The organism is Ruegeria sp. YTSA072 (assembly GCF_059610285.1).
In genome coordinates this window covers 255538-268885 of the sequence record NZ_JBXWNI010000006.1, presented here as the reverse complement: position 1 = coordinate 268885, position 13348 = coordinate 255538, and the positions used below count along the sequence as shown (strand labels likewise).

General features: G+C 57.9%; 12 protein-coding genes. 3 read left to right on the top strand and 9 right to left on the bottom strand.

Annotated elements, in window-relative coordinates; all coding sequences use genetic code 11:
* Positions 1 to 180 precede the first annotated feature (180 nt).
* Positions 181 to 1176 (top strand): helix-turn-helix domain-containing protein, encoded by a 996-nt coding sequence (locus AC2FIB_RS13105; RefSeq protein ID WP_496734877.1) that lies wholly within the window; start codon positions 181 to 183, stop codon positions 1174 to 1176.
* Positions 1177 to 1411: 235 nt separating this feature from the next.
* On the opposite strand, the gene AC2FIB_RS13100 is transcribed toward AC2FIB_RS13105, so the two are convergent.
* A complete protein-coding gene (locus AC2FIB_RS13100; protein ID WP_496734878.1) occupies positions 1412 to 3049 on the bottom strand; it encodes an adenylate/guanylate cyclase domain-containing protein in 1638 nt (545 codons plus the stop codon).
* 120 nt (positions 3050 to 3169) lie between these two features.
* The gene (locus AC2FIB_RS13095) at positions 3170 to 3862 is read right to left on the bottom strand and encodes a Crp/Fnr family transcriptional regulator (RefSeq protein WP_496734880.1); all 693 of its coding nucleotides are present in this window, start codon (positions 3860 to 3862) and stop codon (positions 3170 to 3172) included.
* A 181-nt stretch (positions 3863 to 4043) separates the two neighbouring features.
* Here AC2FIB_RS13095 and hemA point away from each other — a divergent pair, with 181 nt between their 5' ends.
* A complete protein-coding gene (gene hemA / locus AC2FIB_RS13090; RefSeq protein ID WP_496734882.1) occupies positions 4044 to 5267 on the top strand; it encodes a 5-aminolevulinate synthase in 1224 nt (407 codons plus the stop codon).
* Positions 5268 to 5325: 58 nt separating this feature from the next.
* On the opposite strand, the gene AC2FIB_RS13085 is transcribed toward hemA, so the two are convergent.
* The 6 genes from AC2FIB_RS13085 to AC2FIB_RS13060 all read right to left on the bottom strand — a co-directional run bounded on the left by AC2FIB_RS13085 (position 5326) and on the right by AC2FIB_RS13060 (position 10744).
* Positions 5326 to 5502 (bottom strand): nitric oxide reductase F protein, encoded by a 177-nt coding sequence (locus tag AC2FIB_RS13085; RefSeq protein WP_496734883.1) that lies wholly within the window; start codon positions 5500 to 5502, stop codon positions 5326 to 5328.
* Positions 5503 to 5618: 116 nt separating this feature from the next.
* Complete coding sequence (locus AC2FIB_RS13080) at positions 5619 to 6167, bottom strand: cytochrome c oxidase subunit 3 (protein WP_496734885.1); 549 nt, start codon at positions 6165 to 6167, stop codon at positions 5619 to 5621.
* Entirely contained in the window at positions 6164 to 8086 is a 1923-nt protein-coding gene (locus AC2FIB_RS13075; protein ID WP_496734886.1) for a nitric oxide reductase activation protein NorD, read from the bottom strand. Before AC2FIB_RS13075 ends, AC2FIB_RS13080 begins: the two co-directional genes overlap by 4 nt.
* A 9-nt stretch (positions 8087 to 8095) precedes the next feature.
* Positions 8096 to 8905 carry a CbbQ/NirQ/NorQ/GpvN family protein gene (locus tag AC2FIB_RS13070; protein WP_496734888.1) on the bottom strand — a complete coding sequence of 270 codons (810 nt, stop codon included), beginning with the start codon at positions 8903 to 8905 and terminating at the stop codon, positions 8096 to 8098.
* Positions 8906 to 8910: 5 nt separating this feature from the next.
* Positions 8911 to 10278, bottom strand: coding sequence for a cbb3-type cytochrome c oxidase subunit I (locus AC2FIB_RS13065; RefSeq protein ID WP_058274912.1), 1368 nt, complete (start codon positions 10276 to 10278; stop codon positions 8911 to 8913).
* 16 nt (positions 10279 to 10294) lie between these two features.
* Positions 10295 to 10744 carry a c-type cytochrome gene (locus AC2FIB_RS13060; protein WP_496734890.1) on the bottom strand — a complete coding sequence of 150 codons (450 nt, stop codon included), beginning with the start codon at positions 10742 to 10744 and terminating at the stop codon, positions 10295 to 10297.
* A gap of 306 nt (positions 10745 to 11050) precedes the next feature.
* On the opposite strand from AC2FIB_RS13060, the gene AC2FIB_RS13055 reads away from it, so the two are divergent.
* Complete coding sequence (locus AC2FIB_RS13055; protein ID WP_496734892.1) at positions 11051 to 12100, top strand: Hint domain-containing protein; 1050 nt, start codon at positions 11051 to 11053, stop codon at positions 12098 to 12100.
* Between the two features lie 27 nt (positions 12101 to 12127).
* Here AC2FIB_RS13055 and AC2FIB_RS13050 read toward each other — a convergent pair whose 3' ends face one another.
* Positions 12128 to 13306 carry an NnrS family protein gene (locus AC2FIB_RS13050; RefSeq protein ID WP_496734894.1) on the bottom strand — a complete coding sequence of 393 codons (1179 nt, stop codon included), beginning with the start codon at positions 13304 to 13306 and terminating at the stop codon, positions 12128 to 12130.
* Positions 13307 to 13348: the final 42 nt, after the last annotated feature.

Here is a 13348-nt window from a genome sequence, read left to right as displayed (position 1 = left end):
CGACAACGCATATGGCGACAGAAACCTAATCTGCACATGCCCACCAATGGACGCTTACGAAGAAGCCGCAGAGTAAACGGGCTGCAAATTACGGTCGACCCCCGCCAAAAGCGGGGGTCGGCCAAAAGAAATGAGCGGTGCCCCGAAGGGCAAAGCCGAAGACCATCAGGTGGAGGAACAATGAAACACTATGTCCTCAAAAATGCCCGTTCACGGCAAGCCTGCGTTGCCAGGCAAACACCCAACAGAAATCATCACGTCGATGTTGTCCTCTCTGGCGCGGACACCGAAGCATCTGCACAGATCGTTCTGGATTTCTTTGATGCCTTGAACAGGCTGGTCGAACATCATTCTTACATCATCAACATTCGCAGGTTAGCTAAAGACCCGGTCGGAGGGCCGCTCTATTGGTCTGGGCGAACGGCACTGTTTTGGGGGGATATCCACGAAAACTGGCGGTTGGATGACTCTGAGAAATCATGGACCTCGCAGGTTGTGAACCTGTCGTCGCGCACAATACTTGTCGGCAGCGCCGTTTTGCTGCTTGCTCAAATCGGGCGTGCAGAGAAAACAGTCGCCGCGGTGCACCCCAACTTCACGGCCGCAGCGCAGGAAATCGGACTGATCGAAGATGGTTCGGGTATCCACATGGCCTATGATAACCGTTTGCACAGCGCATCGACCCGGTTGAGCGCATTACGGTTGTTGTCCAATTTCGTTTCGATCGATCACGGAGAGCATCTCGCAGACACTCTGCGCGGATACATCGGCCTGTCCGAGCCAAAAAGAACCGCCAAGAGCCATATTGCAATCCGGCTTTTCCAACGTTCCGAGGCCGATCCACAAGTGCGCCGAGCCATCGAAACGATGATTGATAATCTTGAAGAGCCATTGCGGATCTCGGATCTGGCGCATGCGCTGGGTACGTCTACCCGACAGTTGCAGCGTCGGTTCCTGAACAGAACCGGCACAAAGCTTTTGACAACGTACAGAGAACTTCGTCTGGAACGGGCTGACACCTTGCTTCGGACAACGGATCTGTCGCAGCGAGAGATTTCGGCAGCCACCGGGTTTTCTTCTGCCGTCGCTTTGGGGCGCGCCTTTCGCGCCCATTACAAGACATCCCCGGACGACATCCGAAATCAACGCTTTGCGGGACAGTTATCCGCCAGGTAGGACGAAAAGGACCGCGCCCCGGCAAACAGTCGGTTCGTCACCCTCACCTTAAGTCAAACACACTCGCTGACCCACGCGTCGGGTGAGTTGCCGTTCCCATTGGGCCGTCTTCAGAGTGCGCACTGAAGCCGTTTTGGTTGGCTCAGTCTTGTAGATTGCAGGCGCGCTCATCGCTGGCACATGACCGCCGGACCCCGCCTTTTGAAGTTACGACGGGCGCAACTCCCTGCATTTGTCAGGGATAGGGGGCACAAACGTGAGGCGCCGTCCGGCTTTCGACCAGACGCGCCAATTCAAAGGCCGAAACGCGGGTTCCTATGCCTTTCAGATCGAACGGTCCCGCCGGGGTCATATCTATCCGGACCTGACGCGCAGTTGCATTTGAGACAAGCACCTGACCGTCCTTGGCGATTTCACACAGGCGTGCCGCCAGATTGGGCGCAGGCCCGATGGCCGAGTAATCCAGACGACCCTCAAAACCAATCCGGCCCAAGGTTGCTGCACCTGTTGCGATCCCAATGCCGAGACCAAGACCATGCTGCGCTATACCGGCCCTGTATGGGACCATCGCCTTTCGGACATCCACTTGCATCTTCTGGGCCAGATCAACGGCCTTTTGTGCAGCATCATCCAGCGGCACAGGCGCGCCGAACAAAACCATCAAACCGTCGCCGAGAAACCGCTCCAGCGTTCCCCCGCAGGCCTCAACAAGCGGTCCACAAGTGCCGTGAAATGCGTTCAGGGCCGCGACAACCTGATCCGCATTGGCAACGGCGGCGAAGGCCGTGAACCCGCGCAGATCGGCAAAAAGAACTGTGATCTCGGCCTTACGGGTTCTCAAGACATCTGCCTCATCCGTCGCGCCGACAATCATCGCTGCCACCTGCGCCGGCAAGAAACGTTTCAGACGATTGGTGCGCTCGATCTCTTCTATCTGGTTGGCGACCCTAGTTTCCAACGCTGCATTCAAATCGGCCAGTTGGGCTTTTTGCACTTCGACTTGCCCGTAAAGCGCACCCAGTTTTTCGCTGGTCTGGTTCACGTGGTTTGCCAGCTCGCCCAGTTCGTCCCGATTGGGAACCGTAATCCGGTTGTCGAACCCACCCCGGGACAGCTTGCTGAGCGCCGCATGGATGCGTTCGATCGGCCACAACAGGGACGACGAAATCGAATACCCCAACAAAAGAGCAATCCCAATCGCCGCGATCGCCGCAGCCGTGATGCTTAGGCGTGAAGTCAAATATGCCTGTTCTGTAGTCCGCGCCAGTTCGCGCACTTCCTGTTCAACATCCTGCGCCACGGTATACGCCTCGCGTTGCATGGCTTGCAGCGGCTCGAACATGTGGTCGATACCGTGTTGCGCGGCAGCTAACAGATCACCTTCGCGGTTCAGACGGCGCAGTTCAGTGATTGCCGGTAAAATGTCCTGAAGGTCAGATCGAAGGTTCGCGATCGCCTGCGCATCCGGCATTCCCGGCTGTCCGAAACTGCGAAAACCAAGGGCAAGGTTTCGCTCTAGTGCTGCCGAAACGTGAAGTATCGAACGCGTTGAAGCCCCCAGAATGCCGTCCTGACGAGAAGGACCTTTCAGGTTCTGCGGAACGAACAAAGACAGAAGATGAGTGTTCAGGTTCGAGATCGTTGTGTGGGTGTCATTGAAGAACGCAATACGCTCCTGATCGCGCATCATCGTCTCGGACCGCAGATTGGCCTGATGCAAGGCATATAGACCAAACAACACCAAACAGACCAGCAGACCGGTTATTCCTAGAAAAGCCACCAGCAGCTTGGCCCGAACCGAAAGAGCGACCTTGGCGACGCTGAGCGCAACCAAGGGCGGCCTGTCAGGGCCACCGTTGCGGTCGTGTGTCATGCTGCACCCCCCGCCGAAATAAGCGGCAGAACTGGCGGCACTATACACAAATATGCAAAAAAACGCTAGCAAATAGCTCGAAATGTCTGCGCAAATAACCCGGCCGAAGCGGAATGTGCACTACTTTTCGGACGAGTCGCTTTCGGCGTAGTCACGCAGTCTTTGGATATCCGCGATTTCGGCGTGATTGCGATTGATCTTCACACCCACCGGCTTGAGTCGCGAAAACGCCCTGCTCAGACTTTCGGGTTTCATGCCCAAGCGCCCGGCAATCAGCATCTTGTCGTAAGGCAGCTCGACTTCGCAGCCGCCAGACACTTTGTCGGACAGGTTCAGCAGAAACTCGGCCACCCTCTGTGCGCCGGTCTGAGCCTTTAGCTGCTCCAGCTGCGCGACCAGTGAATGCAAATGGGTAAAGGTCGAAGCCAGGATCGACACGCCAATCTCAGGGTCTTCGCGCATCAAGGACAAAAGAACCGGACTGGGAATATGCATGATTTCGCAGGCCGAAACAGCCTCGGCAGAGACTGGGTAAGGCACATTGCGCAGCGCGACCGCCTCACCAAAGCTTTCGCCACGGGTAAAGACACTGACGACGGCCTCGGCCCCAGTGGGCGCCATGCGAAACAGCTTGACCCAACCCGCCAGAACCACGTGTACGGCCTTGGCCTCTTCCTCCTGCAGAAAGATCGTCTCACCCCGGTCGTAGCGCCGCCAGATCGCATGGCTAAGCAGTTTGTCGATATGGTGCTCTGGCAGGCTTTTCAGCAATAACGACTGTCTGGCGATTGCCTTTTGTGTTTCATGGGCCAAGAAGTGCCCCCTTTTTCCCTGGCCAATCTCTCAGCCGGTACATTCGTTGCCTTATGGCTATGCCAAACCTGAATCCTCTGCACCAGCTTTTTCCTGCGCCACAACTTGACAATTGTCATGTCATCGCACCGCCACCATGCCTAACCTCAGGTCAAAGCCAGTATTCCCGGGAGTGTGTGAGATGGACTACCAGCGATTTTTCACCCAGAGCCTTGATGATTTGCGGGATGAAGGAAACTATCGCGTTTTCATAGATCTGCAACGGCACTGCGGGGCCTTCCCAAACGCGCGCCAGACTGATGGAGCGGTGCAGCGAGATGTGCGGATCTGGTGTTCCAACGACTATTTGGGCATGGGGCAGCATCCGGAGGTGATTGGTGCGATGCATGACGCACTGGATCGCTGCGGTGCAGGTGCGGGTGGCACGCGCAACATCTCGGGCACAACACATGACCACGTGCTGCTGGAAAATGAACTGGCCGATCTGCACGGGAAAGAGGCCGCGCTGCTGTTCACTTCGGGCTATGTCTCGAACTGGGCCGCGCTGGGAACTCTGGCGGCCAAAATCCCCGGCCTGATCGTTTTCTCTGATGCGTTGAATCACGCGTCGATGATCGAAGGCATCCGCCATTCGCGCGCGCAAAAGGTCATCTGGAAGCACAACGACCTTGAAGACCTCGAGGCGAAACTGGCCGCGGCCGCCCCGAACGCGCCCAAGATGATCGCGTTTGAATCTGTCTATTCGATGGATGGCGACATCGCTCCGATCAAAGGTATCTGCGATTTGGCCGACAAGTACGGCGCGATGACCTATCTGGATGAAGTTCACGCCGTTGGTCTTTACGGCCCCCGTGGCGGTGGCATTGCCGAGCGTGAGGGGCTGATGGACCGGCTGACCGTGATCGAAGGCACGCTGGGCAAAGCATTCGGCGTGGTTGGCGGTTACATCGCCGCTTCGGCTGCGCTGTGCGATTTCGTGCGCAGTTTTGCCAGCGGGTTCATCTTTACGACCGCCCTGCCCCCCGCGATTGCAGCTGGTGCTGCGGCCTCGATCCGGCATTTGAAACAGTCGAATACCGAACGTGATCTTCAAAAAGCACGCGTGGGACAGGTACGTGCCCGACTGGATGCCGAAGGGATTCCTCACCTTCCTAACCCCAGCCATATCATCCCCGTGATGGTAGGCGATCCGGTGAAATGCAAATTCATCTCGGATACGCTGTTGGAAGAGTTCGGTATCTATATCCAGCCGATCAACTATCCCACCGTGCCAAAAGGGACCGAGCGTTTGCGGATCACCCCTTCGCCTGTGCATACGGACGAGGATATTGACCATCTGGTCAGCGCCCTGTCGGCCCTGTGGCACCGCTGCCAGATCGCGCGGATGCCGATGGCAGCTCAATAGCCATGGTGCCCAATCGCACCTGAGAACTTGCCGCTCTTGAAGGCGGCTTTTTCTTTGATCACATGAGGTAGAGGGAAAAGATGACGAGCACAAAGCCGGTCAGCACCGCTGTGAACCCGCGCAGCCAAACCTGACTTTTTGCGAGGTCCAGATACAATGCAAGGATAACGCGGGCTTTGAGCAGCGCGAGGATCAGGATACCTGCGCCCAGAAGCTCCGGTAGTACGGGCAGCATGGTCAACAATGCGGAAACAAGACTTAGCGCGAGCAACGTAAGCCAAGCACGCGGGAGTGAGTTCGGGAGCCTCCAGCGGGCGCATTTGAAAAAAGATGAAGCCTGTGACACGGTGCCTATCCCAGAAGGTAAATCACGGGAAACAGCATGATCCATACCAGGTCGACCATGTGCCAGAACTGAGCGCCAGCCTCGATATTACGTGCATCGTCGCGCCAGGCAACGAGCAGCAGGATACCCACCCCTGCCAACACATGTGCTGCGTGAAATCCGGTCAGCAGGTAGTAGAACATGAAAAACGGGTGGGTCTCAAACGTAATCCCCTGCGCCGCTTTTCCCGTGTACTCAACACCTTTGATGATCAGGAACACTACTCCCAGCAGGGCAGCACCGATCAAGGCAAGGCGCGCGGCACCACGGCGTGCCGCCTTGCGCCAGTGCAGCGCCTGCGCGGCGAGGTAACCTGACGTGACCAGCACTGCTGTATTGAAGGCCGCACCCGTGCGATACAGATGCGACTGCGCCTCGGCAAAGCCCGCCGGGTCGGTCAGGCGAACGGCCATGAAGGCGATCAAGCCTGCCCCGAATACCAACAGCTCCGAGATGATGAGCACCCACATCAACAACTCACCTGGAAGCTCGTCGATCAGGGAGGTATCGCTCATGCGCCGACCAATTGGCGGTAGATCTGCGGCAGCGCCATGGTCAGGCGGTGCGGGTCGGGGATGACCGCAAACCCACCTTGTCCGAACATCCGCGGGAACCAGCTTTTGCCGGTTTTGTCGATGGTCACACCGAACACCGAATGCCCGGCGCGGCGCGCCTCGCGAACGGCCATGCAGGTATCTTCGATACCATGGTGCCCCTCGTAATGGTCCAGATCGTTAGGCTTGCCATCGGTGATGACCAACAGCAACCGCCGCTTTCGGGTTTGACCTGCTAGATCGGCCGAGCAATGGCGGATCGCGGCCCCAAGCCGCGTGTAATGGCCCGGCCGCAGCGACGCGATGCGCTGTTCGACAGTCGTACCCATCGGCTCATCAAAGCGCTTGCAGCGCTGGACGTAGACGCGTTGGCGTTTTAGCGAACTGAAGGCGTGGATGGCGAAATCGTCACCACAGGCGTTCAAGCCCCAGGCCAGCGCGGCCAGTGCCTCGCGCGCGATGTCGATCACGGCCCGTCCTGTGACGGCGCTTTCAGTGGAGCGGCTGACATCCAGCAGGATCGAGACGGCAAGGTCGCGCGCTTCGGGACGGGATTGCATCCAGATACGCTCGGTTCCTTCACCATTTGCGCAGCGATCAACCTGTGCCCGTACGGCGGCCTCGATATCCAGTTGGTCGCCATCCAGATGGCCGCGCGTCATGATACGACCGGGGCGCAACGCCTCGAACTGGCGCTTGACCGCGCGGATACGGCGGGCGGTGGCTGGGTCCTTGCCAAACTCCGCCGCGTCTTCGCGGATATCTGCATCCGAGAGAAGAACATTGACGTGATCGGGCAGATACCGACCCGTACGCACATCCCATTCGGGATAGAGGATACGGCCCGACAAACGCTCTCGGTTCACATCCTCAGGGGCGAGGTCCAGATGCAGTTTCAGCTTGGTGGGCGGGGCTTTTGAGATTTGTCCAAGGCCAATCTCTTCTTGGTCGTCGGCAGCCTTTTTGGCGTTGTCGGGATCATCGTCATCGATACGGCGATTGATGTTTAGAAACTCAGCCCAGCTGAGGATGGCTTCGAACTTGTGTAGGATAAAGCTGTCGCTGCGGGACGCCTGATCGGATTTGCGACGGCGGGCACGGTGAGTTTTCTCGCCAGATTCTTCGGGCGGGCCTTCAGTGTCTGGATTTTCGACCTCGTTGTGTTCGGAAAAGCCAACCGCACGCAGTGCGGGCCACAGTGGGACCGGGCGCATCGGTTGATAGCCGCGCGGGGCGGTCAGTTGATCGTCCATCGCCAACAGGTTTTCGGCCTGCTCCGACAATTCGGCGCGATCGCCCAGTCTGTGCCGGATCAGCTCTTCGACAGCCGCCTCGACAGGCGGAAGGTTGGGGGTGTCACGTTGAAGCAGAAAACCTCTGCAAAGCTCGGTGTAAAGCGGGTGAAGGCCCGGGGCGCCTTCCAATGTCGCCTCGACCATGTTTCGAGCGGCGATCAGCGCTCGCAAATCGGCGCGCAGCGGGTCATCTTCGTCAATTCGTGTTCCGGCATGCGCGGCTGCTGCCGCCAGCCAGATATACAAAGCGCCGTTTGCCTCGCGCACGGGAAACACCGCCAGACGATCTGGCAAGCGCAGAACCTCGCCATCAAACGAGGCGCGCGGCATCAATTCAATCTCGGTAGCCAGCCGGCGACGCCAGCTCAAACGATGACGAGAAACCTCGGGTGAGACCGGACGCAATTCAACGCCCGGACTACCTCCCAGCCCTCGGAAAAGGACTGCCAGCCGCCCCGCGACCTCAGAGAGGTCGACCGCGGCTCCTACGTGCACCTCAGGTGCATCAAGGCGGCTGGCGAGGGTGTGCCACAGTTTCCCGATCGTTTCTTCGGGTTCCCATGGCTCAAAGTCGATCTTGACCATCGGCCGGCCTCACCCAAAGACAGCCGTGACAAGATCGAGGAGCCCGCGTTTGATATCCTCGTCATCCGTCAGAGGTTCGATCATTGCGGCAAGGATGGCGCGGTCGGTGGACATGCCTTGTGCGATCAGCGTCGCGGCATAGACGACCAGACGGGTGGAAACGCCTTCCTCCAGATCCTGACCCTTGAGGCCCCGCAGCTTGCCTGCAAGGCGCACCAGTGGTTTGCAACGCTCCAGCGGCAGACCGCTTTCCTGGGCGACAACTTCGGCCTCCATCTGGGGCGACGGAAAGTCGAACTCCAGCGAGATAAACCGCTGCCGGGTCGAAGGTTTCAGGGTTTTCAGGATATTCTGATAACCGGGGTTGTAAGACGCCACCAGCATGAAACCAGGCGCAGCCTCAAGCTCTTCACCTGTGCGGTCGATCGGCAGGATGCGCCGGTCGTCGGTCAACGGGTGCAGCACGACAGTCACGTCCTTGCGGGCCTCGACGACTTCATCGAGGTAACAGATTGCGCCTTCGCGCACCGCGCGGGTTAGCGGGCCATCGACCCAGACGGTTTCGCCACCTTTCAGTAGGTATCGCCCGATCAGGTCGGCCGCGGCCAGATCGTCGTGGCAAGCCACTGTGTAAAGCGGACGGCCAAGGTGCGCGGCCATATGAGCCACAAAGCGGGTTTTTCCGCAGCCTGTCGGACCTTTCAGCAGGACCGGCAAGTTGTTGGCATAGGCGGCGGTGAACACATCGCATTCATCGCTTTGGGGCAGGTAGAAGGGGGCGTCAGCCGCCCCCGTTCCCATTTGAATGGAGCCATCCATTTGCATCACTCCGCAGGGGTTTCAGCTGCGCCCGGCTCGATGATCTCTTTGCGAGGCACCCAGACCGAGTAGATGAACAACAGCGCACCAAGGACCACCACGACGCCAGAGCCAAAGCGCATCCAGTAGAAGATCGCGATCTGGTCTTGCACGTCCATGAAGTAGTCTCCGACCACGCGTTGCATGTGTGTTTGCACGGTTCCACCGAAGGTCAACACAAAGGTCATGAAGACCATGCCGCTGGTCATTAACCAGAAGCTGCCCATGTTCATCACCTGATTGTATGGATCACGGTTCTTCAGGATCGGCATCGCATAGCTGAAGATCGCCAGGTTGAGGCAGACATAGGCACCGTAGAAGGCCAGGTGACCGTGCGCGGCGGTGATCTGCGTGCCGTGGGTGTAGTAGTTTACCCCGTGCAGTGTGTGCAGAAAGCCCCATACACCGGCCCCGAAGAAGGCAAGCGTGGCACAGCCCAGCGACCACAAAAGCGCGGCCTTGTTGGGGTGGTCCCTGCGGCCCTTCCAGACCATGACGAAAGCAAAGGCCATCATCGCGAAGAACGGGATCACTTCGAGGCTCGAGAAGATCGAACCGATCCACTGCCAGTACGCGGGGGTACCGATCCAGTAGTAGTGGTGCCCAGTTCCAAGGATGCCGGAAAACAGCGCGGCCGCGACGATGACATAAAGCCATTTCTCGACCACCTCACGGTCCACACCGGTCAGCTTCAGCATCAGGTAGGCAAGGATCGAGGCCATGATCAGTTCCCACACACCTTCGACCCACAGGTGGACGACATACCACCAGTATTGCTTATCCAGGGACAAGTTGCCCGGGTTGTAGAAGGCAAACAGGAACAGCAGCGCCAGACCCCAAAGGCCCAGCAGCAGGATGTTGGTGATCGCGGTCTTCTTGCCCTTCAGAACGGTCATCGACACGTTGTAAAGGAAGATCAGCGCAGCCACGACGATACCGGCCTTGACCCATTTGGGTTGCTCAAGGAACTCGCGCCCCTCTTTGCCCAGCAGCCAGTTGCCCTCGAACAGGTTGAAGGTATAGGTCAGCACCACGCCCAATGTTCCGACCACCAGAATGATCAGCTGCAAATAGGCCAACATGGGCGAATGGATTTCACGCTCGGCCTCTTCCGGGATCAGGAAGTACGCCGCACCGAAGAAGCCCAGGATCAACCAGACGATCAGTGCATTTGTGTGCAGCATCCGCACAATGTTGAACGGCAAAAGCTCGCTCAGGAAGTTGGGCGATACATAGATCCAGCCGGCGATCAGACCGCCGATCACCTGGATCGCGAACAGGCCCATCGCTACGGCAAAGTAGGCGTAGGCAATTTTTTGGGATTCGTATTTCATTGCTCCGTTCCCTTTCTCAGCCGGCCTCGTTGGGCGGCCAGTCCTGAGCGTCGATATTGTCCGTCCAGATCAGGAAGTTGGTCAGATCGCGGATCTCTTCGTCGCTGAGGTTGAATTGCGGCATCTGTCGGCGACCGGGAACGCCTGTGGGCTGTGCTTCCATCCATCCCTTGAGGGCATCAAAGGCCGATTCCGGATCATCCAGAACATCCCACCGGGTCATCACGTTACCGACCTCTGGGGCAAAGTACGCCCCTTCACCCAGAATCGTGTGACAATTGATACAGGCGTGTTTTTCCCAGACGTGTTTGCCCCGCACCACGCTGTCATCAAGATTCGCGGCATTCTCGGAATTCACGATGTACCAGTGGGAATGGGCCGACAAAGCCAGAAAGATAAGAATAAAGAACAGGGACCCGCCATAGAATATATTGCGGGCCATGCTCTTGGTCATGACTTCTCGCATCGCGCTCTCCTTTGCGCAGATTAGCTTGTGAAGATCAGCATGCAGGTGGGGCCGGTGCAGTGCCTTAACGAAAGTCAAGACTGGCAAACATCGCTGATGAAGCACCCAGAGCCCGCAACAAAAAGGCCAACCCGAGTGTGGCCTGCGGGAGACTATTGCACCTACAATTGGTCTAAATACCCCCAAAATGCCGTTTTAGCGCCTTGAAAAACGTCGCCAGACTTAGCAACATTTTTTCGTGAGCACTCAGTAGCGACGCTTTTGCGCGGCCTCGCAGAAGCAAAGCACACAAAGGTCAGGGTAACGATGGCAATTGATATTTACGGTGCATTCCGTTCTGACTCGACGATGTCGACCAGTCAGGCGCAGCTTTACCAAGTCAATACTACATTCCAGATATCTCAATACAGCCAGATTACGATTTCCGACGGTGCCGATCTTACGATCATCGATGGGGATAACGTATCCAATGAAACTCCCAATGACCCAACCCAGACATATCTTGGGCGCGCGTTTGATTGGGATTACACCATCCGGGTCCGTGATGAAGATGGCAATACTTATGAAATCGGCGTCATGGATTGGGACATCAACAACAACGGGTCTATGAATACCAACTCCGCTGAGCAGGGTTATTTCCTTGGCTTTATTGGCGGCAGCGTCCCTCCTCTAAACACGACGCTCACTATTATCGAATTGACCGACAATGGCCCGGACATTCCGGTTGATACGGTTGTGCCGTGTTTCACAAAGGGTACGCTGATCGAGACGCCAGATGGCATGCGCCCTATCGAGGCGCTCGCGGTCGGGGATGAGGTGGTGACGATGGACAGGGGTCCGCAGCGTATTCGCTGGATCGGCGCACGCGCATTGACGGGCCAGGAGCTGTCGGAAAAGCCCAAACTTCGCCCGATCCGCATCGCGGCTGGAACATTGGGCAGCGGACTGCCACAGCGCGACTTATTGGTATCGCCACAGCATCGGATGCTGGTGCGCTCGGCCATCGCGATCCGAATGTTCAACACCAGCGAAATTCTGGTGGCTGCTCATGCGCTGGTTGGCGTTCCCGGCATAACGGTCGAGGAAAACGCAGAGTCGGTCGAGTATTTTCACATGCTGTTCGAACAGCATGAGATCGTCTTTGCCGAAGGCGCCCCATCAGAAAGCCTGTTCGCCGGAGCCGAAGCGCTCAGAACCGTGCCACTTGCAGCCCGGGCAGAAATGCTGGAGCTGTTTCCTGCCCTGGCCACCGAAGATTTTGTACCGCCATCCGCGCGTCCGATCCCGAGCAAAGGCAAACAGGTCCGACACATGGTGCAACGCCACATCAAGAACAGCCGCTCATTGATCGAATGATTTCGATCGTTTGAAACGCTAAAGCACCTAGTCTTGCTTCGCGCGCGGTCCTGTCAATGCGGGCCACATCGCAACCAGATACAGCGCAAAAGCAGTGACCCACAGACCGTCCGACAACAGCATCGCAACCAGATAGCCTGAATCCAGCTCGGCCCCGATCCAACGCGACAGCGCCGCCGCCGCCATTAATCCATAGGCCACAACCATTGGTCCGGGTGCGACCAGCGCGCGACCGCTATGTCCGAGCGCGGCGCGGCTCATGACCGCCAATGTCATACCACCTACGCAACCGATACCCAGGACATGCAGGGCGGCAACCTCATTGCCAAGACCCAGCACCGCCAACCCCCACAGGATCAGACCCAGTGCCAGCATGCCCAACCCCAGATGCAGCGCCAGCAGGATCGGTTCACGCGCAGCCCATATTGTCCGCCACCGAGCCATGCGCAGGATTTGCACAACGCCCAACGTTAGGGCAACAGCCCCGGCAATTTCCCAATCACCTGATGCCAGAACGCTTAGCGGCAGGATAAGCGACAATCCCATTCCGGCCTTGTTCAGCGCACCGACGGAAACGGGCCAGTCAGCCTCAGACACCCCGGCGCGCTTCATGGCGTTGCGGGTAAAAGCCGGCGTGATCCGTCCTCCCAGAATGGCTATCATCGCGCAGAGCGCCAGCAAACCCATCCGCAGCCCGGATTGCAACGTGTCATCGGTCATTCCGATCCACTCAAAATGAGTCAGCAAGTCCGCGATCCAGATCAGGCTGAGCAACAGTAAGAAAATCATGTTCTGCGGTTTCGGCCGACGAATCAACTGCGTCGCTATCTTGGCTGCAAGGATCGGAACAAACGCAAGGTCGATCACGGCAACCATAACCGGTGGCAACGTCACGGATAACCACATTGCCATCCGGCCTGCCAGCCATACCCCTGCCGCGAGGGCGATGAACCGCGCGCGCGCGTCAGGTGCACCGGTCCAGTTCGGCACCGCCGTCAGAAAGAACCCGCCCAGCGCCGCAGTAGCATAGCCAAAGATCATCTCGTGCGCATGCCACATAGGCGGCGTCATGCCGTAATCCGGCGCCATGTAAGGTACCGTCAGCCACAATCCCCAGACTAGTCCGACAAAAAGGCCATACAGCCCGGCGGACAGAAAGAATACGCGGAACCCCTCACCAAAAATACGGGTGATGACTGCGGGCATGGCTGCTCTCCTAGGTCGTTTTTCCAAGCCCTAGCAGCCTGC